Origin of the sequence: Kitasatospora sp. MMS16-BH015 (genome assembly GCF_002943525.1) — a bacterium.
Taxonomy (GTDB): domain Bacteria; phylum Actinomycetota; class Actinomycetes; order Streptomycetales; family Streptomycetaceae; genus Kitasatospora.
Window position 1 is genome coordinate 4,675,984 of sequence record NZ_CP025394.1, and the last position, 25,960, is coordinate 4,701,943.

At 73.8% G+C, this 25,960-nt stretch carries 24 protein-coding genes; 8 read left to right on the forward strand and 16 right to left on the reverse strand.

Going from position 1 to position 25,960, the window contains the following annotated elements:
• The first annotated feature begins 318 nt into the window (after positions 1-318).
• A complete protein-coding gene (locus CFP65_RS20185) occupies positions 319-1,140 on the forward strand; it encodes a protein phosphatase 2C domain-containing protein (RefSeq protein WP_104817489.1) in 822 nt (273 codons plus the stop codon).
• Between the two features lie 17 nt (positions 1,141-1,157).
• On the opposite strand, the gene CFP65_RS20190 is transcribed toward CFP65_RS20185, so the two are convergent.
• Positions 1,158-2,054, reverse strand: a complete 897-nt coding sequence (locus CFP65_RS20190; RefSeq protein ID WP_254552479.1) for an oxidoreductase — start codon at positions 2,052-2,054, stop codon at positions 1,158-1,160.
• A 167-nt stretch (positions 2,055-2,221) separates the two neighbouring features.
• On the opposite strand from CFP65_RS20190, the gene CFP65_RS20195 reads away from it, so the two are divergent.
• Positions 2,222-2,995 (forward strand): DUF2785 domain-containing protein, encoded by a 774-nt coding sequence (locus CFP65_RS20195; protein ID WP_104817490.1) that lies wholly within the window; start codon positions 2,222-2,224, stop codon positions 2,993-2,995.
• Positions 2,996-3,000: 5 nt separating this feature from the next.
• Here the strand turns inward: CFP65_RS20195 and CFP65_RS20200 are convergent, their stop codons facing one another.
• From CFP65_RS20200 to CFP65_RS20220, 6 genes are all read right to left on the reverse strand, one after another.
• Positions 3,001-4,827, reverse strand: a complete 1,827-nt coding sequence (locus CFP65_RS20200; protein ID WP_104817491.1) for a BTAD domain-containing putative transcriptional regulator — start codon at positions 4,825-4,827, stop codon at positions 3,001-3,003.
• A complete protein-coding gene (locus tag CFP65_RS20205; RefSeq protein ID WP_104817492.1) occupies positions 4,824-5,981 on the reverse strand; it encodes a glycosyltransferase in 1,158 nt (385 codons plus the stop codon). Before CFP65_RS20205 ends, CFP65_RS20200 begins: the two co-directional genes overlap by 4 nt.
• 229 nt (positions 5,982-6,210) lie before the next feature.
• The gene (locus tag CFP65_RS20210; RefSeq protein ID WP_158702269.1) at positions 6,211-7,506 is read right to left on the reverse strand and encodes an MFS transporter; all 1,296 of its coding nucleotides are present in this window, start codon (positions 7,504-7,506) and stop codon (positions 6,211-6,213) included.
• A 103-nt stretch (positions 7,507-7,609) separates the two neighbouring features.
• Positions 7,610-8,806, reverse strand: coding sequence for a radical SAM protein (locus CFP65_RS20215; RefSeq protein ID WP_104817494.1), 1,197 nt, complete (start codon positions 8,804-8,806; stop codon positions 7,610-7,612).
• A gap of 82 nt (positions 8,807-8,888) precedes the next feature.
• Positions 8,889-9,032: a hypothetical protein gene (locus tag CFP65_RS39090; RefSeq protein ID WP_158702270.1), complete on the reverse strand. Its 144-nt coding sequence runs from the start codon at positions 9,030-9,032 to the stop codon at positions 8,889-8,891.
• A 147-nt stretch (positions 9,033-9,179) separates the two neighbouring features.
• A complete protein-coding gene (locus tag CFP65_RS20220; protein WP_104817495.1) occupies positions 9,180-9,497 on the reverse strand; it encodes a hypothetical protein in 318 nt (105 codons plus the stop codon).
• A gap of 231 nt (positions 9,498-9,728) precedes the next feature.
• Between CFP65_RS20220 and CFP65_RS20225 the strand changes: the two genes are divergently transcribed.
• The 5 genes from CFP65_RS20225 to CFP65_RS39095 all read left to right on the forward strand — a co-directional run bounded on the left by CFP65_RS20225 (position 9,729) and on the right by CFP65_RS39095 (position 14,197).
• Complete coding sequence (locus tag CFP65_RS20225) at positions 9,729-11,042, forward strand: sensor domain-containing protein (protein ID WP_254552480.1); 1,314 nt, start codon at positions 9,729-9,731, stop codon at positions 11,040-11,042.
• On the forward strand, positions 11,033-11,677 hold the full coding sequence (locus tag CFP65_RS20230; protein ID WP_104817496.1) for a response regulator transcription factor: 645 nt from the start codon (positions 11,033-11,035) through the stop codon (positions 11,675-11,677). The genes CFP65_RS20225 and CFP65_RS20230 overlap by 10 nt, the downstream gene beginning before the upstream one ends.
• A 19-nt stretch (positions 11,678-11,696) precedes the next feature.
• Positions 11,697-12,440 (forward strand): DUF4097 family beta strand repeat-containing protein, encoded by a 744-nt coding sequence (locus CFP65_RS20235; protein ID WP_104817497.1) that lies wholly within the window; start codon positions 11,697-11,699, stop codon positions 12,438-12,440.
• 255 nt (positions 12,441-12,695) lie between these two features.
• A complete protein-coding gene (locus tag CFP65_RS20240) occupies positions 12,696-13,406 on the forward strand; it encodes a class I SAM-dependent methyltransferase (RefSeq protein WP_104817498.1) in 711 nt (236 codons plus the stop codon).
• A gap of 317 nt (positions 13,407-13,723) precedes the next feature.
• Positions 13,724-14,197, forward strand: coding sequence for a hypothetical protein (locus tag CFP65_RS39095; protein ID WP_158702271.1), 474 nt, complete (start codon positions 13,724-13,726; stop codon positions 14,195-14,197).
• 13 nt (positions 14,198-14,210) lie between these two features.
• On the opposite strand, the gene CFP65_RS20250 is transcribed toward CFP65_RS39095, so the two are convergent.
• The 5 genes from CFP65_RS20250 to CFP65_RS20265 form a co-directional block, all read right to left on the reverse strand.
• Positions 14,211-15,458: a hypothetical protein gene (locus tag CFP65_RS20250; protein ID WP_104817499.1), complete on the reverse strand. Its 1,248-nt coding sequence runs from the start codon at positions 15,456-15,458 to the stop codon at positions 14,211-14,213.
• A complete protein-coding gene (locus CFP65_RS39100) occupies positions 15,455-15,625 on the reverse strand; it encodes a hypothetical protein (RefSeq protein WP_158702272.1) in 171 nt (56 codons plus the stop codon). The genes CFP65_RS20250 and CFP65_RS39100 overlap by 4 nt, the downstream gene beginning before the upstream one ends.
• Positions 15,626-15,970: 345 nt before the next feature.
• Positions 15,971-16,927 carry a pirin family protein gene (locus CFP65_RS20255; protein WP_104817500.1) on the reverse strand — a complete coding sequence of 319 codons (957 nt, stop codon included), beginning with the start codon at positions 16,925-16,927 and terminating at the stop codon, positions 15,971-15,973.
• 139 nt (positions 16,928-17,066) lie between these two features.
• A complete protein-coding gene (locus tag CFP65_RS20260) occupies positions 17,067-19,769 on the reverse strand; it encodes an AfsR/SARP family transcriptional regulator (RefSeq protein WP_104817501.1) in 2,703 nt (900 codons plus the stop codon).
• Positions 19,769-20,707, reverse strand: coding sequence for an AfsA-related hotdog domain-containing protein (locus CFP65_RS20265; protein WP_158702273.1), 939 nt, complete (start codon positions 20,705-20,707; stop codon positions 19,769-19,771). The genes CFP65_RS20260 and CFP65_RS20265 overlap by 1 nt, the downstream gene beginning before the upstream one ends.
• 501 nt (positions 20,708-21,208) lie before the next feature.
• Here CFP65_RS20265 and CFP65_RS20270 point away from each other — a divergent pair.
• The gene (locus tag CFP65_RS20270) at positions 21,209-21,892 is read left to right on the forward strand and encodes a response regulator transcription factor (protein WP_104817503.1); all 684 of its coding nucleotides are present in this window, start codon (positions 21,209-21,211) and stop codon (positions 21,890-21,892) included.
• An 82-nt stretch (positions 21,893-21,974) separates the two neighbouring features.
• Here CFP65_RS20270 and CFP65_RS20275 read toward each other — a convergent pair whose 3' ends face one another.
• The 4 genes from CFP65_RS20275 to CFP65_RS20290 are packed head-to-tail and all read right to left on the reverse strand — an operon-like array spanning position 21,975 to position 25,797.
• Entirely contained in the window at positions 21,975-22,499 is a 525-nt protein-coding gene (locus tag CFP65_RS20275; protein WP_104817504.1) for a TetR/AcrR family transcriptional regulator, read from the reverse strand.
• Positions 22,500-22,506: 7 nt separating this feature from the next.
• Entirely contained in the window at positions 22,507-22,827 is a 321-nt protein-coding gene (gene fdxA / locus CFP65_RS20280; RefSeq protein WP_104817505.1) for a ferredoxin, read from the reverse strand.
• 29 nt (positions 22,828-22,856) lie between these two features.
• Positions 22,857-23,906: a 2-oxoacid:ferredoxin oxidoreductase subunit beta gene (locus CFP65_RS20285; protein WP_104817506.1), complete on the reverse strand. Its 1,050-nt coding sequence runs from the start codon at positions 23,904-23,906 to the stop codon at positions 22,857-22,859.
• Positions 23,899-25,797, reverse strand: coding sequence for a 2-oxoacid:acceptor oxidoreductase subunit alpha (locus CFP65_RS20290; protein WP_254552481.1), 1,899 nt, complete (start codon positions 25,795-25,797; stop codon positions 23,899-23,901). The genes CFP65_RS20285 and CFP65_RS20290 overlap by 8 nt, the downstream gene beginning before the upstream one ends.
• Positions 25,798-25,960: the final 163 nt, after the last annotated feature.

Consider the following 25,960-nt stretch of genomic DNA (forward strand, 5'->3'; position numbering starts at 1 on the left):
GCCCGAATGGCCCCCACCCCACCTTCCCACGCCGGGGCGGCCCGTCAGGTCACCGGCGCCCGTCGCGGTAGTTCGGGCCGCCGATCAGGGCCAGCAGGGTCAGGGTCGGGAAGCCGATCGCGGCGATGACCAGCACGAAGAACTGCCACACCATCAGGGCCTCGCAGGGTGCGCGGAGGGATCTTGGTGCCTCCGACGCTAGACGGGCCCGCGGGGGCCCGCCACCGGAGGCGGGTCGAGAACCGGACGCGGGGAGGGGGCGAGCCAAAGCCGTGCACGGGTCTGGGCCAGGCCGGTGCGGGGCCGCACACTGGCGGGATGCAGGTACAGCTCGCGGGCGAACCGCAGAAGCCGGGCAGGACGAGCGAGGACTACGCCGCGGCCTCCCCGGAGGCGTTGGTGCTGCTGGACGGGTCGAGCACGCCGGACGACCTGGAGTCGGGCTGTCGGCACGGCACCGCCTGGTACGTCCGCAGACTGGGCGCCCACCTGCTGGCCCGGCTGACCGACCGGGCCGACCGCTCGATCGCGGAGTGCCTGGCGGACGCCATCGTCGAGACGGCCGCGCTGCACGGCGGCCGCTGCGACCTCGGCCACCCCGGCACCCCGGCCGCGACGGTGGTCGCGGCCAGGCTGCACGGGAGCGCGCTGGAGTACCTGGTGCTCGGCGACTCGATGCTGGTGCTCCAGTACCGGGACGAGTCCGTCCGGCCGATCGGCGACAACCAGCGCTTCGCGGCCGGGGACGAGCTGCGCCGGCAGGTCTGGGCGACGGTGCCCGGCTCGGCGGAGCGGGCCGAGCTGCACCGGCGGTACACCCTGGCCGTCCGCGCGGCCCGCAACACCGGCCGGGGCCCGTGGATCGCCGCCGCCACCCCGAGGGCGGCCCCGCACGCCGAGACCGGCTTCGCCCGGCTCGACGAGCTGCGCGCGGTGGCCGCCCTCACCGACGGCGCGGCCCGCTGGACGGACCGGTTCGGCCTGGGCAGCTGGTCCGACGCCCTCCACCTGCTCGCCGAGGCGGGCCCGGCCGCCCTGATCGGCCAGGTCCGGGCCGCCGAACGGACCGACCCGCACTGCGAGCGCTGGCCGCGCGGCAAGGCCCACGACGACGCGGCGGCGCTCTACGCACTGATCTGAGCGCACCCGTCAGGGCGTCAGGCCAGGGTGCCGAGCAGGGTCAGGTCCTCCGGGGTGAGGCTGAGCGAGGCGGCGGCCACGTTCTCCGCCAGGTGGGCGGGGTCGCCGGTGCCGGGGATGGCCAGCACGTGCGGGCCGTGCTGGAGGGTCCAGGCGAGCCGCACCTGGGCCGGGGTGGCGCCGTGGGCGGCGGCCACGGCGGTCACAGCCTGCTCCTCGGCCGGGGCGGCCGCCACCCCGCCCTCGCGGCGCGGGCCGGCGATCGCGTAGAACGGCACGAAGGCGATGCCCTGCTCGCCGCAGGCGCGCAGCACGGCGTCGTCGGCCCCGCCGTCCAGGTGGAACTTGTTCTGCACGCACACCACCGGGGCGATGGCCTGCGCCTCGGCCAGGTGGGCGGTGCTGACGTTGGAGACGCCCAGGTGCCGGATCAGCCCGGCCTCCCGGAGCTCGGCGAGCGCGCCGAAGTGCTCGGCGATCGAGGTCATCGAGGGCTGCCGCCGCAGGTTCACCACGTCCAGGTGGTCGCGGCCGAGCTGGCGCAGGTTCTCCTCGACCTGCCCGCGCAGCTGCTCCGGCGTGGCCAGGTACCAGGTCCCGTCCGGCCCGCGCCCGGGCCCGACCTTGGTGACCACCACCAGGTCCTCCCGGTACGGGTTGAGCGCGCTGTTGATCAGCTCGTTGGCCGAGCGCAGCCAGGAGAAGTAGAACGAGGCCGTGTCGATGTGGTTGACCCCCAGCTCCACCGCGCGCCGCAGCACCCGGATCGAGGTCTCCCGATCCCGCGGCGTCCCCTGGTCGAAGGCGGCCGTCCCGGTCAGCCGCATCGCCCCGAAGCCCATCCGGTTCACCGTCAGATCCCCCAGCTGCCAAGTCCCGGCGGCCGAGGCGTCGATGATGGTGGTGTTCTGCAAGTCCGTGTCCCCCTGCTCTTCCGCCCCCGTCCCTCGGGCGCGGAGCTCAGGCATCATGACCCCCGCCCACCGGCCCCGCCAAGCCCTCCCGACCGCCGTGAACCTCACACCCCCACCGGGAACCCCACCGGCCCCAGGACCGTTCGACTTGGTGAGAATGACGACTCGTGACCGACTGGAAGCCGTACCTCGCCGCCCCCGCCCTGCCTCCCACCCCCGCGCTGCTGGCCGAGCTCGGCGCGGCCCTCCGCTCGCCGGATCCGGTGCTCCGGGACGAGCAGGCGTTCACGCTCCTCGCCCGGTGGGTCCCGGAGTCGCCGGAGGCGTGGCTGCGTCCGCTGGGTGACGAGCTGGCCGATCGCCTCACGGACCGGGAGATCCAGGCCCGTTCCTTCGCCGCGCTGGTGCTGGCTCGGCTGGTGCGGCGCGGGATGTACGAGGAGCGGTGGCTGACGGCCTTCCGGCGCTGGTACCCGGCGGAGGGCGATCTGCGCGGCCACGACCCGGAGTTGGGCTGGCTGCACGCGGTGGCCCACGGCGCCGATCTGCTGGGGGAGTTCGGCCGGTGCGCGCGGGTGGCGCCCACCGCCATGCTGGAGCTGGCGGCGGCGCGGCTGCTGGCGCCGACGGCGCACGTCTTCGACGCGATGGAGGACGACCGGCTGGGGGCCGCGATCGCCATGACGCTGACCCGGGGCGAGTTGACGGCGGAGGAGTCGGTGGCCTGGCTGGCGCCGATCGAGGCGGACTTCCTGGCGGGGGAGCCCGGGCCGGTGCCCGCGTACGCCTCGAACGCGATGCGGACCTTGCGGGTGGTGTACCTGTCGGCCGACCTCGGGGTCCGGCCGGCCGGGGCGGCGGCGGTCGGGGTGCGGCATCCGGCGGCGGTGAAGACGGGGGTCGCCGGGGTGCTGCGGCGGTGTGCGCCGTACTTGGGCTGAGGCGCTCAGGCCGGGGTGGTCTGTTCGCGGGCGAAGGCGCCCAGGAGGCGGGGGAGTTCGTACCAGAGGGCGTGGGCGGTGACCTCGTGGTCGGGTGGGGTGATGATGCCCGCGTCCATCAGGCGTTCGAGTTCGGCGCGGGCGGTGTCGGGGGCGTCGCCGAGGGCGGCGGCGGCCTGGGTGAGGGAGAAGCCGTCGGCCGGCAGGGTGCAGAGCAGGCGGAGCGAGCGGCGGCGGGCGGCGGGCAGTTCGCGCCAACATCGGCCGAGGTACGGGCGGACGGCGAGGTCGCCGGCCGAGAGCTCGTCGAGGACCCGGGTGCCGTCCTCCAGACGGGTCGCGTACTCGCCCAGCGGGAGGTGCCGCAGCACGGCCAGCTTCTGCCCGCAGACCCGCAGGGCCAGCGGCAGCCGCCCGACCGCCTCGATGATCCGCTCGGCGGCCCTCGGGTCGCCCGCGATCCGGTCGGGGCCGATGATCCGGCCGAGCAGCCGGGAGGCGTCCGCGGCGGGCAGCGGGCCGAGGCTCCAGCGGCGGGCGTCGGGCAGGCCGGCCAGCTGGCCGCGGGAGGTGACCAGGACGGCGCTGCGGCCGCCGGCCGGCAGCAGCGGCCGCACCTGGGCCTCGCCCGGCGCGTCGTCCAGCACCAGCAGCACCCGGTGGTGCTCCAACCAGGCCCGGTGGCCGGCGGTGCAGTCGCTGCCGGAGCCGGCCCGGTAGGGCGCCCGGCCGTTCGGCGGGGTGCGGCCGGCCGCCTGGGCGAGTTCGGCGAGGACGGTGCGCAGCGGCCGGGCCCGCCCCTGGTCGTCCCGCAGCCGTACCAGGACGCGGCCGTCGGGGTACCGGTCGGCCAGCCGGTGGGCGAGGTGTACGGCGGTGGCCGTCTTGCCGACCCCGGCCGGGCCGGTCAGCACCACCAGCCGGGGCTGGGCGGGGCCGGCCTCCGGGTCCAACGAGCGCTGTAGGAAGTCGAGTTCCTCCGAGCGGCCGGTGAACTCCGCCTGGTCGGGCGGCAGTCGGTGGGCGGCGGCCACGGGTGCGGGGGCGGTGGGCGGCGCGGCGGGGGCGCCGGCCAGGACGGAGCCGTACTGGGCGGCCAGCGCCGGGCTGGGGGCCAGGCCGAAGTCGGCCGCCAGGTAGAGCCGGAACTGCTCGTACGCGGCCAGTGCCTCGGTCTGGCGGCCGAGTTGGGAGAGCGCTCGCATCTGGACGGCGCGCAGCCGCTCGCGCTCCGGGTGCCGTTCGACCAGATCGCCGACCGTCTCGGCCACCCGCGCGGGGTGCCCGAGGCTCAACTCGGTCTCCGCCCAGTCCTCGTAGACCGGCGCGTACCGCTGGGCCAGGCGTTCGGCCTCCTCGGCCACGGCCTGGGAGTCGTGCAGCTCGGCGAGCGGCGGCCCCTGCCAGAGGTCGAGGGCCTCGCGCAGCAGCCGGGCCACCGCGGCGGGGCTGTCGTGCTCGGCCGCCGCCCGGGCGGCCCGGATCAGGTGGTGGAAGCGGAGTAGGTCGCACTCCTGCTCGGTGAGGTCAAGCTGGTAGCCGCTGCTGTGCAGGCTGATCCGGTCGGTCAGCCCGGCCTCGGTGAGCAGGTGGCGCAGGGTGGAGACGTACACCTGGAGGTTCTTGCGGGCCGTCCGGGGCGGCGAGCCCTCCCAGAGCGCCTCGATCAGGGCGGGCACGGTGACCGGGGAGTTGGCGTGGCAGAGCAGCATCGCGAGCACCAGGCGCTGCTTCATCGGCCCCAGCGGTGACTCGCCACGGGCCGTCCGCAGGCTGAGCGGGCCGAGCACGGTGAGCCGGGCGATGGCTTCGCCCGGTCGGCGAGGTGTCATCGGGCGATCTTCTCGACGAAATCCGCTGCCTGAAAAGCACTTTGACGATCCGTCATGCTGCGTCCCAGTGAGTCGATCCGCGCCCGGACGGACGGGTCCGTGGCGGCGGCGCGGAGCAGCTCGGCCGGGCCCCCGGGGGAGTCCGGGGAGTCGGGGGAGTCGGGCAGCAGGTGGGCGATCCCGGCGCGCAGGCAGGCCGCGGCCAGCAGGAGTTGTTCGCCGCCGGTGGGGGCGACCAGCAGCGGGCGGCGGTGCAGCAGGGCGCCGAGCACGGGGGCGGTGGTGGCGTTGGTCAGCACCAGTTCGGCCCGGTCGAGCAGCGGGCCCATCCAGGGCTTGCGCACCGCGTGCAGGTCGCGGTGGCTGGGGTCGGTGGCCAGGTCGGGGGTGCGGCCCAGCTCGACCACGGCCTGCCAGGGCGTCCCGGTGAACAGCCTGGCCAGCCAGGACCAGAGGCTGGGGTGGTCGAAGGTGCGGCCGAGGTGCACGTAGACCACCGGCTTGCCGCTGCGGGCCAGCCGTTCGTCCAGCGCAGCCAACTCCCCCTCCGGGGCGGTCGGTTCCCACCAGCAGGGGCCGATCTGGTGCACCCCCTCCGGCAGTACGGCGCCGGGGAACTCCAGTGCGGCGGCGCCGCGCAGCAGGAAGCCGTCGCCGAGCAGGGCCCGCCGGGCGGCGGCCTCGTCCTGTGCGGCGAGGCCGAGGTCCGCGCGCAACTTCCGGTACCGGTCGGCCATCTCGTCCTGCCGCCACTCGCGGGTGCTGCGCTGCGGCGGCTCGCCCTCGCCGCCGCTCGCGTACGGCCACAGGTGGGTGGCCAGCCCGAGCACCGCCACCGGCAGGCCGAGCGTCTCGGCGGCGGGCAGTGCGCCCTGGCAGAGCACGGAGGTGAGCAGCGCGTCGGCGCCGGTGGCCCGGGCCGCCTCGCGCACGGCCCGGTACTGGGCCTCGCCCTCGCGGTACCAGCGGATGGCGTCGAACCCCTCGTCCGCGCCGATCGGACGGAATTCCAGCCCGGCGGCCTCGGCGACGCCGGCCGCACCTGGCCGCCCTGCGACGGTCACCTGATGGCCGCGGCGGCGGAGCTCCCGGCCCACGGCCAAGGCGGGGAAGAGAAAGCCCGGGTCGCTCATCGGGGCCAGCAGGATGCGCACCGTCTGCCTCCTTCGGTCGGCGGGGGACGATCGGCGGGGTACCGTCGGTACGGTGAGCGCTCAGTGGGGGGAGCCCGGCGGGGGAGCTCGGTGCGGGCCGGCCGAGTGTGTTCGGAACGTGCTCAACCTGCAAGCGAAGAGGCCGAGTTGTGGAACCCCCCGGGTGCCATTGAACGGCGACCGGAGTGTTCCGACAAGCCCTCGCGCAGGCCGTCGTCGGAGCCCTCGCTCAGGCTCCGGTCTCGACTGCGCTGTCCGGGCGCAATGCTGACGATGCGTCATCATCGGCGTCCTGCTGATCGCTCGGCTCTGCCGAGACGGATGCCAGGGTGCGGTCGCGCAGCAGGGGGCCGGCCGTCAGCAGCGTGGTCACCAGGCAGGCGAGGGTCATGGCGAGCCAGGCGCTGCGCACCCCGTACCCCTGGAGCACGGCGCCGATGGCGATCGGTCCGAGTGCGGGCAGGCCGCGCAGCAGCAGGCCCTGGGCGCCGATCACCCGGCCCATCAGGTCGCGGGGCGTCAGCACCAGGATCGCGCGCTGCACCACGATGCTGCACGGCGGGCCCAGCAGGCCGACGGCGACCAGGACGAGGCCGGTCACCCAGGGGCCCGGCACGGTGATCAGTACGGCGAACCCGGCGGACCACACGAAGCCCACCAGGACCAGGAGTTGGCCGGGGGAGAGCAGTCTGGTGATCCTGGTCGCGGCGAGGGCGCCGAGCACGGAGCCCACGCCGAGCCCGGCCGTCACGGCACCGATCGAGGTGCCGCTCGCGCCGGCCTGCCGCAGCGAGACCACCAGGGGGAGGGTGAGGCCGGTGCCGATCACGTTGAAGGTCGCCGCGAAGAGCAGCGCGCGCAGCAGCGAACGCTGGCCGAGCATCCACTTCACGCCCGCCAGGGCGGACTCCCGGCCGTCGGCCCCGGTGCGGGCGGCCGGCTGCCGGTACGGCAGTCGCAGGCGGCCGACCAGCAGGACGGAGGCGAGGAAGGAGGCCGAGTCGGCGAGGAAGGGCAGCATCGACCACTGCACGAAGAGCCAGCCGCCGAGGAAGGGGCCGAGCAGCCCGGTGGTGGCGGTGGAGAGCTGGATCTTGCCCAGCGCCTCGGGCAGGTCGGCCTCCGCCACCACGTCCCGCAGGGCGATGCTGCTGGCCGGTCCGAACACCGAGCCGGCCACGCCCTGGACGGCGGCGACCACCAGCAGCTGCGGGTAGCCCAGCACGCCGAAGGCCTGGGCCAGCGGGATGCTGCCCAGGGCCAGGCAGCGGACCAGGTCGGCGCCGATCATCAGCCGCTTCACGTCGAAGCGGTCGACCAGCGCCCCGCCCGGCAGCCGGGTCACCAGGCCGAGCAGCAGCAGGCAGGTGGCCAGGGCGCCGGCCTCGGTGGTGCTGGCCCCGAGCGAGAGCACCAGCAGCGGGAAGGCCAGCTGGGACACCGAGGAGCCGAGCATCGAGAGCGTGAAGCCCGACCAGTAGCTGCGGAACTCCCCGGAGCGGCGTAGCAGTGCGCCGTCGGCCATGGCCATCTCCCCTTCCAGCCAGGAGGTCGAGGGTCGGGATCGTGGGGTTCTCCGGGCCCGTGGGATGAGTCGGGCCTGGCGAACCCGGCGGATCCGGTGGGGTTCAGAGCCGCCCGGTGGCGTACAGGTGGTCGAGCAGGATGCCGTCCAGCCGGTCCTGGAAGGCGGCCCGGACGGCGGCCTCCTCCTCGTGCCGGTAGAGGTCCTGGCAGGTGACCCAGCGCTCGGCGGTGACCTCCTCGGGCAGGTAGCCCTCGGTGATGGTGCCGACCTCCCACCCCGGGTGGCCCGCGGTCTCCCAGCAACTCGACAGCACGCCGTCGGCGTTGACCGTCGCGCCGTACCGGCCGTCGGTGAACGAGCAGGTGGGGCAGGGCTTGGCGGGGCCGGGCGCGGACACCTGGAAGCCCAGGTCGAGGGCGCGCAGGTACCAGTCGGCGAACTCCGCGGCCAGATCGGCCTGGTGGTCCAGGCGGTTGGCGTAGCCGACCCCGACATCGCCGACCCGGGCGAAGCTGAGGGTGGCCTGGGAGGGGTCGAGCCGGGCGGCCAACTGCTCGACCAGCGAGGGCATTCCGGCCTGGTTGTGGTGCGAGACGTTGACCCGCAGGATCCAGCGCAGCTCGGGGGCGGCGGCCATGGCCCGGGCCACGTTGCGGGTGATCTGCTCGAAGGTGCCGCCGCCGGAGCGCTGCACCCGGATGCCGTCGTGCCGCTGCTGGTCGCCGTCGAAGGTCACCTGGATCCGGGTGAGGCCGGACCGGTGCAGGTCCTTGGCGATCAGCGGGGTCAACAGGGTGGCGTTGGAGATCATCAGCGCGTCGACCGGGCCCAACTCGGCTGCTCTGCCGAGCAGTTCGCGGCAGCCGCGCGGGTTGAGCAGCGGCTCGCCGCCGAACAGCGTGACGGCCAGCTTGTGCAGGTCGGCCTCGGCCATCCGGATCCGGGTGAAGTCCAGCACCTTGGTGATGGTCTCCGAGGTGAGCCGGGAGTGCTTGATCCGGGGCGGGCGGTGGCCGCCCTTCTCGTCCTGGCCGGTGTTCTGGAAGCAGTAGCCGCAGCCCAGGTTGCAGTCGGTGGAGGTCAGTACGGTCAACGCGTAGGCGTCGTACGGGCGGACCTCGTACAGCCCGGCCTCCCGCAGGTACCGCTCGGCGGGTTCGGTCAGGGTGCCCTCGGGGGTGACCTGCGCGGGACGGACCCGGGCCCGCCCGCTGCCGCCCAGGAACCACCAGCCGCTCTCGGCTCGGATCAGACGGGGAGTGACGGTGGGGCCGGGCTTGGGACGGGTGAGCGGCACGGGGGTCTCCCGGGGGTGGAGGGTGAGCCGACGAGGGACGGTCCCCGCGCCGGTCGCGGGACCGGCGCGGGGACCCGGTGGATCAGTTCCCGACGCAGGAGCCGTTGTGGGTGCCGCACGGCTCCACGTACCCGTCGCCCGAGTGGCCGACGACCTCGGGGGTCTCCTCGGTCTCCTCGACGGCCGGCTCGGTCTGCTCGGTGTTCTTGGGGGCGTTCTCGGACACGACAGTCCTCCTGCTCGCTACGGACGGAAGCCGGCCGCCACGGGCTTGGCCGACACCGCAGACGCTAGGAGCGGGGGGTTTGCCACCGGTACGAGACCGGTACGTCACCGAACAGTCCCCTGGTCGGCGCGGGTGGCACCACCCCCGTCACCAGCGGCCCGGGAGCCGGGCGGCGCGGGCCAGTGACCCGCAGAGGACGGAGGTGGCGGCCCACACCAGGGGCACCGCCCACGGGCTCCACCGCACCAGCGCCAGCGAGACGGCCGCCGAGGCCAGCAGTGCGACGGTGACCGGGAGCACGACCTCGCGCCGGTACCGACCCAGCCGCTCGCCGAGGACCTCGTCGACGATCTCGGCGACCCGGTCGTCGATGGCGTCCTCGTAGTGCACCAGGAACTGCTCGATGTCGTCGGCCCTTCCGGCCGGGCAGGGGTGGCCGGCGGCGCGCGGGTGTCGATCGGTCATGCCCCCACGGTGCCGCACCGCGCGGCGGCGGGTCGGCAGCGTGAACCCACCGGCCGGAGGGGGGTAAACCCTACCCCCGGTCGGTGGGCTCACCTCGCTGCCGGCGGCCGGCCGGGTTGGGTACCGTCCCTAGGGGCTGTCCGGCCGATCCGGACAGCCCCTAGTCGAACTGAGGCGCGGACGGTGACCTGGCCGCCGCCCGCACTGCCCATGAGAGCGGGTCCGAAGCAGTTGACCGAGAACATCGCCGGCCCTGCCCCCGGCATGGCCCGGCCGGACCGCGAGGCGGTGCCGGGCAATCCGCTGCGCGCACTGGCCTCCCCAGCGCTGTGGCGGGCGTCGATCCACCTGGTGCTCGACGGGCTGGTGGCGCTCGCGGGGCTGGTCGTGCTGGTCGTGCTGGTCGTCGCCGTCTGCCTGGCGCCGACCGGCCTGGTGGGCCTGCCGCTCACGGTGGTGGCGGGGTGGGCGCTGTTCCGGCTGGCCGCCGTCGAGCGCGCCAGGTTCGCCGTGACCTGCGGGCTGGAGCTCGACGAGCTGCCGGCGCCGGTCTCCTCCTGGCGGCTGGCCAAGTCGCTGCAGTCGCTCGTCCACAACCTCTGCACCTGGCGGCTGATCGGCTACTTCGTCCTGCTGATGCCGGTGGCGGTGGTGACCGTGGTCGGAGTCGCGCTGGTCTGGGCCGTGCCGCTGACCCTGGTGCTGCTGCCGGCCTACTACCGGGGCCTGCCCGGCGGACAGGCCCAGCTCGGGCCGTTCCTGGTGGATTCCCTGCCCCGGGCGCTGCTGGTCGCGGCGGTGGCGCTGCTGGTCGGTGCGGTCGTCTCCCCGCTGCTCGTCAGGCTGCTGCTGGCGCTGGACACCGCGCTGGCCGTCGCCCTGCTCTCCCGGCCCCGCGGTCTGGAGCTGGAGCAGCGGGTCATCGACCTGACGGAGAGCCGGGCCCGGGTGCTGGACGCCGCCGAGGCGGAGCGCAGACGGATCGAGCGGGATCTGCACGACGGCGCCCAGCAGCGGCTGGTGGCGATGTCGATCACCCTGGGCCGGGTCAGCTCGCGGTTGAAGAAGTCCGGTGACCACGAGACCGGCAAGCTGGTCGAGGAGATCCGGCGGGAAACCCTCGCCACCATCGCCGAGTTGCGCAACCTGGCCCGCGGCCTGCACCCGCCGGTGCTGACCGACCGCGGCCTGGCGGCCTCGCTCTCCGCCGTCGCCGCGCTGGCCCCGGTGCCGGTGCGGCTCGACGTCCTGGTGGAGCCGCGCCCCGCCGCCGGCATCGAGGCGGTCGCCTACTTCACGGTGACCGAGGCGCTCACCAATGTGGCCAAGCACGCTCGGGCCACCCGGGCTTGGGTGGAGATCCGGCGGGAGGGCTCCCGCCTGGACGTTAGGGTGGGCGACGACGGGCGTGGCGGGGCCGACCCCGGGGCCGGCACCGGTCTGACCGGTCTGGCGGACCGCGTCTCCGGGGTGGACGGGCGGTTCCGGATCAGCAGTCCGGTGGGTGGACCGACCGTGATCGAGGTGGAACTGCCATGCGGGTAGTGCTGGCCGAGGACTCCGCGCTGCTGCGCCAGGGCATCGAGCTGCTGCTCAGCGAGCAGGGGATCGAGGTGGTCGCCGCGGTCGGCGACGGGGAGCAACTCCTGCGCGCGGTGGCCGAGCACCGGCCGGACGCCTGCGTGACGGACGTCCGGATGCCGCCCACCTTCCTGGACGAGGGCCTGCGCGCCGCACTGGCGGTACGCGCCCGCTGGCCGGAGACCGCCGTGCTGGTGCTCTCCAACTACGTCGAGGAGCGCTACGCCATCGACCTGGTCAACACCGATGACCACGGGGTCGGTTACCTGCTCAAGGACCGGGTGTCGGACGCCGAGGAGTTCGTGGACGCGCTGCGCCGGGTCGCCGCGGGCGAGACGGTCCTCGACCCGGAGGTGGTCAAGCAGCTGCTGGCCGGCAGCCGGCAGCGGGACCCGCTGGCCACCCTGACGCCGCGCGAGCGGGAGGTGCTCACGGCCATGGCGGGGGGCCGCTCCAACGCCGGGATCGCGGCCGATCTGGTGATCGGCACGGCGGCGGTGGAGAAGTACATCCGCAGCATCTTCGTGAAGTTCGATCTGCAGCAGGAGGCGGGAGACCACCGCCGCGTGCTCGCCGTGCTGCGCTACCTGGGGGCTTGAGATCGGTACCACGCCGAGGATGCGCCGCGGCATCCTGCTCATCGGGCTGGCCCTCCTCGTCACGGTCGTCGCCCTGGCCGGCTGGGGCGTGGTCGCCCTGCTCCCGGCGCACCACCCGTACCGCGGCGACTGGCACCAGGACGCGGCCGGCGCCGGCCGGTTGACGGTCCGGTCCGACGGTCTCGACCTGGCGCTCGGTCAGGGCGGCGCCTCGCAGGTCACGGTGGCCGTGAGCGGCAGCTACACGGGCCGTGCTCCGCTGGTCTCCGTCGCCCGGTCCGGGCCGGAGGTCACGGTCACCGCCCACTGCTCCGCCGGCTGCTCGGGCCATCTGCAGGTCACGGTGCCGGCCGGCCTGGCCGCGCAGGTGAGCGCCGGGGACGCGGGGATCCGGGCGGAGGGCCTGACCGGCCGGCTGGAGCTGACCACCGGGCTGGGCAGGGTCGAGGTGGACGGGTCGTCCGGCCCGCTGACCGTGCGGAGCACCAACGGCGCGGTGATCCTCGCCGACAGCAGCGCCCCGGAGGCCGAGGTGGTCAGCACCGACGGCGCGGTCAGCGCCTCCTTCACGGCGGCACCCGCCTCCCTGAAGGTCACCACGGGCTACGGCCGGGTCGACCTCAGGGTGCCGCACGGGGCCACCTACCACGTCGACGCGCAGAGCTCCTGGTCGGCGCCGAGCGTCTCGCTGCCGAACACCGCCACGGACGCGCCGCACAGCGTGGTGGTGAGGACCACGCGCGGAGAGATCACGGTGCACTGAGCACGTCCGTGCCGCGAACGACGGTGGCGCCCCCGGGATCTCCCGGGGGCGCCACCGTCGTTCGCGGGCCAGGGGCCGACCCGGGGGGTTATCCCTACCCCGGTTCGGTGGGCTGGCCGCGTGTCCGGCGCAGGCCGAACTGCGGTTGGCTGGAAGGCAGATGGCAGACGGCCGCTGCAGGCCGGCGCGGGTACGCCCCCGCAGCGCCGCCGCGGACCACCGCCCCAGGCCGACGACCGATGTTGGAGAAGAACCATGCGCCAAACCTCCTCACCCCTGCGCGCCCCGTTCGGCAAGGCCGGCGTCTGGGCCCTCGCGGGCGCCTCGGCCGCAGCCGCGGCCGCCGCCTGGTGGGCGACCGACTCCGCGCCGTACCCCTACGCGCAGCACCGACTGCTCGACCTGCCACTGCCGTTCCTGTCCTGGGAGCGGCTGGCCGAGCAGCTCCGGCCGCTGCCGGGCGAGCGGATGCTGGAGATCGGCCCCGGCACCGGGCTGCAGTCGCTCCAGGTGGCGCCTCGGCTCGGCGCCGAAGGCCGGCTGGACATCGTCGACATCCAGCAGGAGATGCTCGACCACGTGATGCGGCGGGCCGATGCCACCGGCCTCGACACCATCGTCCCCACCCTGGCCGACGCACGCGAACTCCCCTTCGAGGACGCCACGTTCGACGCCGCCTACCTGGTCACCGCGCTGGGCGAGATCCCGGACGTGCCCGCCGCCCTGAGCGAGCTGCGCCGGGTGCTCAAGCCGACCGGCCGGCTGGTCGTCGGCGAGTTCTTCGACCGCCACCAGATCCGTCCGGCGGCCCTGGCCCGGCAGGCCAACGCCGTCGGCCTGCACGTCATCCGGCAGTCCGGACCGGCCCTGTCCTACTTCGCGCTGCTGCGGCCGTGCACCTCGGGCTCCGAGGGCCGGCCGCAGGCCGGTGCCGCGGACCGGCGTGCGACCACCGTCGACGCCTGACCGGGCCGGGAGGACCGTCGTGAACACTTCCGGTATCCGACGCGCGGCCGAGCGCGAGTGGGGCCCGCTCCACCGCCGGGCGCGCGCCCGGCTGCGGGACAAGGGCCCCGCCGCACTGCCCGTCACCCTGGCCGCCGGCTGCCTGGTGCTGCTGTTCGCGGCGGTCGACGCGTTACCCGGCGGGGCGGACTTCGTCTCCCGGATCGGTGTGGTCCGGGCCACCGAGCCGTGGGGCCTCGCGCTGCTGCGCTTCCCGCTCTCGATCTTCGTGCCGGCCCTGGGCCTGCCGGTCTGGGGGGGCGCTGGCCCAGGTCTTCGTGGTCTTCGCGGTCGCCGAGCTGACTCTCGGCCCGCGGCGCACGCTAGCCGTCGGCTACGCCTGCTCGCTGGTGGGCACCTGCTACGCGCGCTTCGGGGTCTCCCGCCCGCCCGGCCACCTGCTCCACCTGCCCGCCGCCTTCGCCCAGGTCCGCGACACCGGCCCGTCGGCGGCCGTGATCGGGCTGGGCCTGCTGGTCAGCTGGCGGTTCGGGGCGCGCTGGACCGCGCTGGGCGTGGTGCTGCTGACGACCGCGATGACCGTACTGGACCCGGAGTTGGCGGGCTACGAGCACATGGCCGCCCTGGTGACCGCCGCCCTGCTGCTGCTCGCGGACGGGATCGCCCGCAGGCAGGCCGCCCGCAGGTTGACCGCCCGTAGGCAGGCCGCCCGCGCTGCGCACGGTCACGGATCCCGGTCTCTCGAAGGGGTGGTGGCGGGTGGCGAAGGCGCCGTGCTCGGCGACCGCTAGGTACGCGAGGAAGTCAGTCTTGGCCGACATCGACCAGCCTCCCGATCGTGGAGCGTTCCGGCGACCCCCACCAGGCCAACCCGAAGGCCCCGAGCACGGCGCCCAGCACCAGCCAGGCCGTGGTGAGCCCGCCCGCGTCCACCAGCCACCCGGCCAGCAGTGAGAAGCCCGCCTTGGCCGAGCCCGCGACGGCGTTGCGCACCACGCTGAACCGGCCGACCCGGCCTTCGGGCGGCGCCTGGTTGGTCAGCACCTGCATCACCATCACGTGCGCCGTCAGCACCGCGGTGGCCACGAGCATGAGCAGCACCACGGCCGGCCGCCAGTGGAACGCGGCGAAGCAGGCGACCAGCGCGCCGCCCGTGCCGAGCGCGGTGTTCAGGGTCGCCGCTGCGGAGAGCCGTCCGCTGGAGAGAGCCATCCCAGCCAGGAACCCGCCGCACATCGAGGTCACGGTCAGCACCGAGTAGAAGAGTCCGGAGCCGGGGGCCACGGCTTGGGCCAGCGGCACCATCAGGGTCGAGACGAACGGGAGCGCGCCACTGCTGGGGACCGAGTACAGCAGGATCAGCCGCAACCGGCCCGCCGGGTCCTCGAGTTCGACGTCGGTGGGTGTCGGCCCGGCCACCAGCTGAGCCGTGGGGGCCGGGGTCGCCGCCGTGCCTTCGGGGCGCGTCCTGGCGACCCGCCACACGGCGGCGAGGCTGACCAGGTAGAGCACGGCGGCCAGGGTGAAGCACCAGTCGGCCGCGCTGGTGTCGAGCAGCAGGCCGGAGATCCCGCCGCCGACCAGACCGCCGACCAGGGCGAGCGAGGTGGCGCGCTCCACCAGCCGTACTGCCTCGGAGCGGGCGAAGTGCCGGCGCACGAACCGGCCCACGTAGGCCTTGTTGAGCGTCTTGACCACACTCAGACTGCACTGGACCAGCGCGAAGGCTCCGAGCAGCGCGCCCTGGGGCAGGTCGGCCGCCCAGACCAGGGCCAGGGCGGTCGAACCGGCGAAGAGCACCCAGTTGGTGAGCGAGAGCAGACGCCCCGCGGAGCCGGAATCGGCCTTCTTCCGCAGCACCAGCCCCAGCACCACCCCCGGGAGGTAGGCGGCGGCGTTGACCGCGCCCACGATCACCGCGTTGTGGGTGAGCAGGTACGTCGCCCAGAGGATGGCCACCGCCTGGAGCGTCTCGGCGGCGCTGCCGGCCGCGTAGAAGCCGAGCAGCCAGGAGCCCGCCCGTGATCGGCGGTCGTCCGTCGTCGCCGTCACGCCGCCGCCACCGAGGAGCGCGGCGCCGCCGGCTGATCCGTGCTCAGCCCCTGGAAGAACGCCAGGTGCTTGAACTCGCAACCGTTCGACGGCTGCGCAGCACGGGCCAGGTTGCCGGCGGCCCGGACTCCGTCGCCATGGATCTCCTCGGCCACCTCGACGCACATGGGCACCGGACCCCCTCTGTACGTGTCCTCAGGCGCGTCGAGCGCCGACTGGCCGCAGCAGGCCCCCCGGCCTGGCGCCAGGAGCGGCTCGGCAGCGCGGATTGCGCCGATGCCGTCAGCGCCACGGGTGGGTGGAAGTCGCCGGGCCCGGCTTGTTCGTACGGCAACGTAACCGGCCCCGACAAGATCTGTCCACGGCCCGAATTCCGCGTCTGTCAGGTCACGGCTTGGCGGGATCCGCAGCCGGCGGCATCGGTCGCCGCACTGGGCCGCGGAGCGCAGGGGACATGGCGAAGGGCGGGTGGCGGCACCGGTGTCCGGTGCCGCCACCCGCCCTGGGTGGGGTCAGTTCGCGTCGGCGGGGATGGTGCCGAGGCGGCCGGCCTGGAAGTCCTCCATGGCCTGCTGGAGTTCGCGGTGGCTGTTCATCACGAACGGGCCGTAGTGGGCGACGGGCTCGCGGATGGGGAGGCCGCCGAGGAGGACGAACTCGAAGTTGGGGTCGCGGGAGTCCTGCTTCTCGTCGGCGCGGACGGTGAGGGAGCCGCCCTCGCCGAAGACCACGGACTGGCCGCGGTGGAAGGGGCGGTGCTCCTCGCCGGCGGTGCCGCTGCCGGCCAGGCCGTAGGCGAGGGCGTTGAAGTCGGTGCGCCAGGGGATGGTGATCTGGGCGCCCGGGTTGAGCGAGATGTGGGTCATGGTGATCGGGGTGTGGGTGGCGCCGGGGCCCTGGTGGCCGTCGATCTCGCCGGCGATCACGCGCACCAGCGCGCCGCCGTCGGCGGAGGTGAGCAGCTTGACGCTGCCGCCGCGGATGTCCTGGTACTTGGGCGCGATCATCTTGTCCGAGGCGGGCAGGTTGACCCAGAGCTGGAGGCCGTGGAAGAGGCCGCCGGACTTGACCAGCGACTCCGGCGGGGTCTCGATGTGCAGCAGGCCCGAGCCGGCCGTCATCCACTGGGTGTCGCCGTCGGTGATGGTGCCGCCGCCGCCGTGCGAGTCACGGTGGATGAAGGTGCCGTCGATGATGTAGGTGACGGTCTCGAAGCCGCGGTGCGGATGCCAGGGGGTGCCCTTGGGCTCCCCGGCGGCGTAATCCACCTCGCCCATCTGGTCCATCATGATGAACGGGTCGAGGTACTTCTGGTTGATCTTGGCGAAGGCCCGGCGGACCGGGAAGCCCTCGCCCTCGAAGCCCTCGGGCGCGGTGGAGACGGCCAGGACGGGGCGGGCGACGGTGCCCTCGGCGGGGGCCGCGATGCGCGGCAGGATGAGCGGGTTCTCGACGGTCACGGCGGGCATGTCGGCCTCCTTGGTCCGGGTGTGCTGGCCTACATCGAGGATGGTAGTTCAATGCTCAACCAATTGCAAGGTTGAAGATTGAACTACCATCCTCGGGGTCAGCCGATCCCAAGGAGGATCACCGGCGGAGCCCCGCGGATCACCGCTGGAGCTGCGGATCACCCACCAACCACACGCCCGGCCGAACCTCGACCGCCTCCGGTCGGGCCTCCCGGGCACCCCCCGCCCAGTCGATCATGTGCTCCTGGATCCGGTCGATCGAACGGCTGCCGAACTGCGCCCACCGCCGGTCGCCCAGCCGCTGCGCCGCGTCCACGAACTCCGCGAACCCGACCAGCGCCTCCTCCGTCCGCCCCGAGATCAGGTGCGCCAGCGCCAGGCCCCGCAGCACGTCCACCCGCCCGCGCTGCCCGGCCGGCTCGGTGCCGTACAGCTCGGCCGCCTGCGCGTAGAGCTTGCCCGCCGGGCCCGGCTCGGCGTCGGTGAGCGCCACGTCCGCCAGCCCGACCAGGCAGCGCGCCTCGCCGAGCCGGTCGCCCAGCTCCCGGTGGATCACCCGGGCCGTCTCGTAGTGCTCGGCCGCCAGCGGCCCGCGCCGCTGCTGCCAGGCCAGGTCGCCCAGCGAGACCAGCACCGCCGCCCGCGCCCCCGGGTGCTCGGCCCGGTGCGCCGCCGCCAGCGCCAGCTCGTGGGTGGCCGCCCACTCGTCCCAGGCCGAACCGGCCTCGAAGTACCCGGCCAGCGCCCGGGTCAGCTCCCAGGTGAGCAGCCAGAGCCCGGCCGCGTGCGCCTGCCGGACGGCCCCGACCAGCCCGGCCGCCTCCTCCTGGAACCAGCGCGCCGGGTTGTCCCCGACGATCCGCCCGCAGGAGAGCGCCCCCGGCCCGCCGCCGTCCGGCCGCTCGGCCCGCTCGGGGGTGAGCAGCGCCGCCGCGTACTGGGCGTACGAGAGGTACGCCGTGGCCAGGCGCTCGGTGCCCGCCTCCACCGCGCCGACCGGGTCGGCCGCGAGCAGCTCGAGCGCCAGGGTGCGCAGCAGCCGGTGGTAGCTGTATCGGCAGGGCTGGCCCGGGCCGTGCCGCCGCACGCTCAGCAGCTGCGACTCCACCAGCCGCTCCACCACCTGCTCGGCCTCGGCCGGGGGCAGGTCGAGCAGCGCGGCGGCCGCCCAGAGCGGGAAGTCCGGCACCGGTGCGAGCGCCAGCAGCCGGAAGGCGCGCTGCTCGGCCGGGCCGATCTCGCGGTAGCCCACCAGCAGGCTGGCCCGCACGTCCAGGTCGCCCGCCACGAACGGGCTCAGGCCCGCGCCCTCGTCCGCCAGTCGGTCGGCCCAGTCGTTCGCCGACCAGTGCGGGCGGGCCGCCAGGCCGCTGCCCGCCACCCGGACGGCCAGCGGCAGGCAGCCGCAGAGCCGGACGATCTCCCGCGCCGCCGTCGAGTCCTCGGTGAGCCGGGGGCCGACGATCGAGGTGAGCAGCCGGGCGGCCTCGGAGGGCCGGAGCACGTCGAGCACCAGGTGCCGGGCGCCGTCCAGGCCGGTCAGCGGCCGGCGGCTGGTGACCACGGTGAACACCTCGGGCATCGCGGCCAGCACCGGCCGCAGCTGGTCCTCGGAGGCCGCGTCGTCCAGCACCAGGAGCAGCTTGCGCCCCTCCACGGCCCGGTGCAGCTGCTCGGTCAGCTCGGCCAGCTCGGGTCGGCCCTCGGCGCTGCTCCCTTCCTGGTCCCCCGGTGCGGCAGCGGAGTCGGTGGAGAGCCGGTGCAGCAGGCCGAGCACGGTCTGCGCGCTGTCCAGCGGCCGGTCCTGCCCACCGCGGAGCGGCAGCAGCACCTGGCCGTCCGGGAAGTTCGCGGCGAACCGGCGGGCGAACTCGGCGGCGAAGGCCGTCTTGCCGACCCCGGCCCGGCCGCCGATCACCAGCACCCGCGGGCCCTGGCCCTCCTCGCCGGGCAGCAGCTTGGCGGCGGTGGCCAGCGCGGCCTCCCGGCCGGTGAAGTCGGCCGTGGCGGGCGGCAGCCAGAGCGCGGGCGCCACCGGGGCGGGCCGGGCCGGAGCCGGGTCCTGCCAGGCCAGGTGCGGGTCCGAGCGCAGGATGCGGTCGTGCAGCCGGCGTAGCCCGGCCCCGGGCTCCACGCCCAGCTCGTCCACCAGCGCCTTCCGGGCGCGGGCGAAGGCCTGGAGCGCGTCGGACTGCCGGTCGGAGCGGTAGAGCGCCACCATCAGGTGCGCGTGCAGCGTCTCCCGGTACGGGTGCTGGTTGACCAACTCCATGAGCTCGCCGGTGAGTTCGTGGTGCCGGCCGAGCCGCAGGTCGGCCGCGATCCGCTGCTCCAGGGTGACGGTGCGCAGCTCCTCCAGCCGCACGCTGGTGGTGGCGAGCACCGGGCCGTGCGGCACGCCGGAGAGCGCCAGGCCGGTCCAGAGCGACAGGCTCTCCCGCAGATCGGCGGCGGCGGTGACGTAATCCCCCTGGTCGTAGGCCTCCTTGCCGGTGCGGCGCAGGGTCTCGAAGCGGCTGAGGTCGAACTCCTCCTCGCTGACGGTGAGCCGGTAGCCCGGCGGGACGGTGTGCAGTCGGCGTTCGGTGGTGGTCGGCTCGGACGGTATCTCGCCGAGCGCGCGCCGTAGTTGGGAGACGTAGACCTGGAGCGTGGTGGCCGCCGTGCGCGGCGGGTGGATGTCCCAGAGCTCGTCGATCAGGGCCGTGGTGGAGACGGCCTCGTTGGCCCGGACGAGCAGCGTGGCCAGCAGCACCCGGACCTTGGCGGCGGTCGGCGTGTGCGGCAGCATGCTGATCGGTCCGAGCACGCGGAATCTGACGGTGTCCCCTGAGCCCGACATCAGCAGTCCTGGAGCACGACGGTGTCGATCGCGGCGACCTGCCGCGACCCCTGGTGCAGGGTGAGCGCCACGGGCAGGGCCGGCCGCCCGTCCGCCGTGCGCTCCAACTCCCCGGCGGTGGCCCGGCAGTAGAGCGGCAGGTCGGGCTCGGCGAACCCCTGGAAGCGCGCGTTCCACCGGCTCAGCACGCAGCTGCCGACGGTGAAGCCGTGCAGCTCGCCCGCGAGCAGCAGCGCGGCCTGCCGGGTGCCCTCGATCAGCACCAGGGCCGGCACGTGGTCGGTGGTGGCCTCGGCGTAGACCTGGTTGCGCGGGTCGGTCACCAGCTCCACCACCAGTTCGCTCTCCGGGCTGAGCAGCGGGGTGCCGAGCACCACGTTGACCTGGTCGGCCCGGCCGACCGCCCGCGCGGTGGGCGAACCGGCCCACAGCTCGCCGTCGGTGGGGCCGATGAACTCGGCCCTGCTCATCGAGCGCCCGCGCTCGCGGTGGTTCTGGTAGACCCGCGGCATCAGGAAGACCAGCCGGGCGCTGGCGGTGCCGCAGCGCGCCCCCTCGACGTAGATCGTCGACTCGCACTCCAGACCGCGCGGCACCCCACTGACCACGTCGGCCGGGGTCAGCGTGATGTCCATCGCCAGGTGGGCCGGCCCCGGGCTGCGCCGCCAGGGCTCCAGCCCGGTCATCGCCACTTCCGTCGCGGCGAACACCGCCGGTCTCTCCTGCGGCACCCGGAAGTACCGGTGCGAGACGAACAGCGCGGTGCGGCGCAGGACTTCGGCTGGCGAGTGCAGGTCGTGGAACAGCTCGGCGCCGTCGTTGAAGAGCGGGTGCCGCTCGGGCAGCAGTGCGGAGACCGCGAACTGCTGCTCGGTCGGACCGGTGGTGCCCAGCACCACGCCCTCGGGCGTGTTGGGCCGGTGGACCAGGTGGTGCACGAGGGCCGAGGCGCCCGGCACAGGGGTCGGCGCGGAGGGCCGACGGACCGCTTGAGCGAGGGTCTGACCTGGTGCTTTCTCTGGCACGGTGATCTCCACTCGTAAGCGCAGCTGCGGGCTGATTCAGCCGGAGGAGGCGAGAACCCGAGCCGGTGGACGCTCCCCCCGTCCGCGATCAGGTTAGGAAGCCTTACGACCGCCCGGTTAGGACCGGCGGTACTCGATTGGGCCCGACGGGCGGTACTCCGGGTACCGGTGGGGTGGTCGCCCACCGGGCATCCGTGCTGGTGGCGGACGTTCGTACGAGTGCACGTGCGGGTGCACGTGCGGACGGCCGGGCGCGTTTCGCGCGGAGTGTCGCAACTCTCCGGCGCTACTTGCGAAACAAGCGGGGTGCGCGTTGACCCACATTCCGGGCTCTTTGGACAATCTTCGGTACCTGACAGAGTCGGGCCGAGTCCGGCCTGAAGGGCGGCACGCCGAGGGGACGGGGTGGGACGGATGACGACGGAGCGCTATGACGAGGTGAACGAGGCCCTGCCCCGCCGGGCCCGGCGGGCGCTGGTGGTCGACCAGTGGCCGTTGGCCCGGTGGGCCGTCTCGGGCCTGCTGCGGGACGCGGCGGTCGTGGAGTCGGTCTCGGTAGCCGCCACCGCCGAGGCCGCCTGGCGGATCTACCAGGAATCCCGCCCCGAACTCGTGGTCACCGACTGCGACTTGCTCGGCTCCTGGGACGGCATCCGGCTCGGCCGCCGGCTCAAGGAGTTGCCCGGGGCGCCGCTGGTGCTGGTCTACACCGAGCGCAGCGAGCTGAGCGTGGTGATCGAGTGCCTGCGGGGCGCGGCCGACGGCTTCGTGCACCGCTCGGTGGAGACGGTCGCCATGGTCGACGCCGTCGAGCGCCTGGTGGCCGGCCGGCACGTCTGGCTCACCAGCCAGGACCAGCCCCGCGCGGAGGAGGGCTGGCTGGAGACCGACCTCCAGCACGGCGGGATGACGGTGCGCGAGCGCGAGGTGCTGGCCCTGCTGCTGCGGCGGTTCTCCAACGACGAGATCGCGGACGAGCTCCACCTGGCCCGGCAGACGGTGAAGAACTACGTCAGCACGGTGCTGCAGAAGCTGGAGGTCTCCTCGCGGCGCGAGCTGTACGGACGGATGTGGGCCCCGGCCCAGGTCGGCAGCTGACGTAGCGGAAGTAGCGCAAGTCGAAGGGGTGTTGGGGGATACGATCCCCCAACACCCCTTCGCTGTGTTGCTGTTCAGTCGTTCAGAGGGACCGCAGGCCGGTGGTGAAGAGCTGCACCAGCAGGCCGCGGGATTCGGCCGAGCCGCCGAGGGCGGCCGAGGCCAGGGCCACGGCGCGCAGGGCGTGGGTGGCGTGGTGTAGCTCCGGCTCGGGCAGCTCGTAGCCGCGCAGGGCGGCGGCCATCACGGCGTCCACCTGGTCGACCTGGCCCGGGCAGCTGCCCGGCTCGCCGGCGGTGAGCAGCGCGTACCGGTGCGGCTCGCGGTCGGCGTAGTCCTGGTGGGCGCGGAGCAGGGCGGAGACCGCCTCGCCCGAGCTGCGGCCCTGGACGGCCTCGCGCAGCTCCGCGCCGAGCTCGGTGCGCACCTGTTCGGCGGCCCGGCGGCGCAGGTCGGCCAGGCCCTTGACGTGCTTGTAGAGCGAGGGGGTCGCCACGCCGGTCCGGTCGGCCACGGCGGCGAGGGTCAGGGCGGCGGGGCCGCGCTCGTCCACGACGGAGAGCGCGGCGGCCACCACGGCGGCGGTGTCCAGGCCCAGGCGCGGCACGGCGGCCTCAGACCTGACTCGGCACGTACGCCGTCACCACGGGGTGGTCCTCGGCGAAGACCTCCACCGTGGACGCCCCGCCCGGCGAGCCGAGCGGGATGAACACCTCGGCGTTGGCGCGGGCGAAGTCGGCCCACTCCTCCGGGAGTTCGTCCTGGAAGAAGATCGCCTCCACCGGGCAGACCGGCTCACAGGCCCCGCAGTCCACGCACTCGTCCGGGTGGATGTACTGCGAGCGCTGCCCCTCGTAGATGCAGTCGACGGGGCACTCGTCGATGCAGGCCCGGTCCTTCACGTCGACACAGGGGGCCGCTATCACGTACGCCATGGGTGGTTCCTCTTCGTCCGGGGTGACGGTTAGTTGACGGTCCAGGTGTCGTTGCCGGCCAGCAGGCCGGCCAGGTCGCCGGGGCCCTTGGCCGCGGTGGCGGCGGCGAGTTGGTCGGCCATGAGGGTGTCGTAGACGGGGCGGGTGGTGTCGCGGATGACGCCGATGGGGGTGTGGTGGAGGAGGTCGGCGTCGGTGAGGCGGGTGAGGGCGAAGGCCCGGGCGGCGCTGGGGTGGTGGGCGTCGTGGACGAGCACCCGGTCGCGGTTGGCCTCGGTGACGGTGTCGACGGTCAGTTCGCCGTCGGGGTCGCGGAAGACGCCTTGGTCGGTGCCGAAGGTGATGGGTTGTCCGTGTTCGAGGCGGATGAGGGCTTCGTCGCGGGTGCCGGGCTCTTTGAGGAGTTCGAAGGCGCCGTCGTTGAAGATGTTGCAGTTCTGGTAGATCTCGACGAGGGCGGTGCCTTGGTGGCGGGCGGCGGCGCGGAGGACGGAGGTGAGGTGTTGGCGGTCGGAGTCGATGGTGCGGGCGATGAAGGTGGCTTCGGCGCCGACGGCCAGGGAGAGGGGGTTGAAGGGGTGGTCGAGGGAGCCCATGGGGGTGGATTTGGTGATCTTGCCGACTTCGCTGGTGGGTGAGTACTGGCCCTTCGTCAGGCCGTAGATGCGGTTGTTGAAGAGCAGGATCTTGAGGTTGACGTTGCGGCGCAGGGCGTGGATGAGGTGGTTGCCGCCGATGGAGAGGGCGTCGCCGTCGCCCGTGACGACCCAGACGGAGAGGTCGGGCCGGGAGGCGGCGAGGCCGGTGGCGATGGCCGGGGCGCGGCCGTGGATGGAGTGCATCCCGAAGGTGTTCATGTAGTACGGGAAGCGGGAGGAGCAGCCGATGCCGGAGACGAAGACGGTGTTCTCGCGTTTGATGCCGAGTTCGGGCATGAAGGACTGGACGGCGGCGAGGATGGCGTAGTCGCCGCAGCCGGGGCACCAGCGGACTTCCTGGTCGGTCTTGAAGTCACGGGCTGCGAGGGGCAGTTCGGACTTCGGCACCAGGTTCAACGAGGGGAACGCGGCCTCAGGCATGGTCGGGGGCTCCGTCGGTCAGGGCGGCCGTGAGCGCGCCGGCCAGCTGTTCGGCCTTGAAGGGCAGGCCGGTGACCTGCGTGAAGGACTCCACGTCCACCAGGTACTCCGCACGCAGCAGCAGGGCGAGCTGGCCCAGGTTCATCTCGGGCACGATCACCCGGTCGTAACCGCGCAGTACGGCACCGAGGTTGGCGGGGAAGGGGTTGACGTTCCGCAGGTGGGTCTGGGCGATCCGCCCGCCCTCGCGGCGGACCCGGCGCACGGCCGCCGTGATCGGGCCGTAGGTCGAGCCCCAGCCGAGCACCAGCACCCGCGCGTCCCCGGTCGGGTCGTCCACCTCCACCGGGCGGACGGCGATGCCGTCGATCTTGGCGCGCCGGGTGCGGACCATGTGCTGGTGGTTGGCCGGGTCGTAGGAGATGTTGCCGGTGCCGTCCTGCTTCTCGATCCCGCCGATCCGGTGCTCGAGCCCGGCCGTGCCGGGCACCGCCCACGGCCGGGCCAGCGTCTGCGAGTCCCGCTTGTACGGCCAGAACACCTCGCTGCCGTCGGGCAGCACGTGGTTCGGCGCGGTGGCGAACCCGGGCTCGATGACGGGCAGTTCCGCGACGTTCGGCACCCGCCAGGGTTCGGAGCCGTTGGCCAGGTAGCCGTCCGAGAGCAGCAGCACCGGCGTCCGGTAGGTCACCGCGATGCGTGCCGCCTCGATCGCCGCGTCAAAGCACTCGGCCGCCGTGGCCGGGGCCACGATCGGCACCGGCGCCTCGCCGTTGCGGCCGAACATCGCCTGCAGCAGGTCGGCCTGCTCGGTCTTGGTCGGCAGCCCGGTGGACGGCCCGCCGCGCTGGATGTCCACCACCAGCAGCGGGAGTTCGAGCGAGACGGCGAGCCCGATGGTCTCCGACTTCAGCGCCACGCCCGGGCCCGAGGTGGTGGTCACGCCGAGCGCGCCGCCGAAGGCCGCACCGAGGGCGGCGCCGATGCCGGCGATCTCGTCCTCGGCCTGGAAGGTGCGGACACCGAAGTTCTTGTGCTTGCTCAGCTCGTGCAGGATGTCCGAGGCCGGGGTGATCGGGTACGAGCCCAGGAACAGCGGGAGGCCGCTGCGCTGGGCGGCGGCGATCAGGCCGTAGGAGAGCGCGAGGTTGCCGGAGATGTTCCGGTAGGTGCCGGCCGGGAAGGTGCTCGGGGCGACCTCATAGGAGACGGCGAAGGACTCGGTGGTCTCGCCGTAGTTCCAACCGGCCCGGTAGGCCGTGATGTTGGCCTCGGCGATGGCGGGCTTCCTGGCGAACTTCTGCCGCAGGAAGGCCTCGGTGCTGTGGGTCGGCCGGTGGTACATCCAGGAGAGCAGGCCGAGCGCGAACATGTTCTTCGCCCGCTCGGCGTCCTTGCGGGCCAGGCCGCTCTCCTTGAGCGCCTCCACGGTCAGCGAGGTGAGCGGGACGGCGTGCAGCCGGTACGCGTCCAGTGAGCCGTCGGCCAGCGGATCGCTGTCGTACCCGACCTTGGTGAGTGCGCGCTTGGTGAACTCGTCGGTGTTGACGATGAGTTCGGCGCCGCGCGGGAGGTCGGCCAGGTTGGCCTTGAGGGCGGCCGGGTTCATCGCGACCAGCACGTTCGGCGCGTCGCCGGGGGTGAGGATGTCGTGGTCCGCGAAGTGCAGCTGGAAGCTGGAGACCCCCGGCAGGGTGCCGGCAGGGGCCCGGATCTCGGCCGGGAAGTTCGGCAGGGTGGAGAGGTCGTTCCCGAAGGAGGCCGTCTCCGAGGTGAACCGGTCACCCGTGAGCTGCATGCCGTCGCCGGAGTCACCGGCGAAACGGATGATCACCCGGTCGACCTGTAGGACGACCTTCGCCGGGGCAGGTGCTTCTGCCTGAACTGTCACGGGAGTCAGACCCCTCTCGGAAGCGGGAACGTGCCGAGCTGTCCGATCGACTCTCCTGCCCTGAGCTTGCGGAGCGCTTGAATGTTCGCCACCGAATCACCAGCGGTGAGATACCGGGTGAAGGCCCTTAAGAGCCTCGCAAGCCCCGAGCCGCACTGTCGTC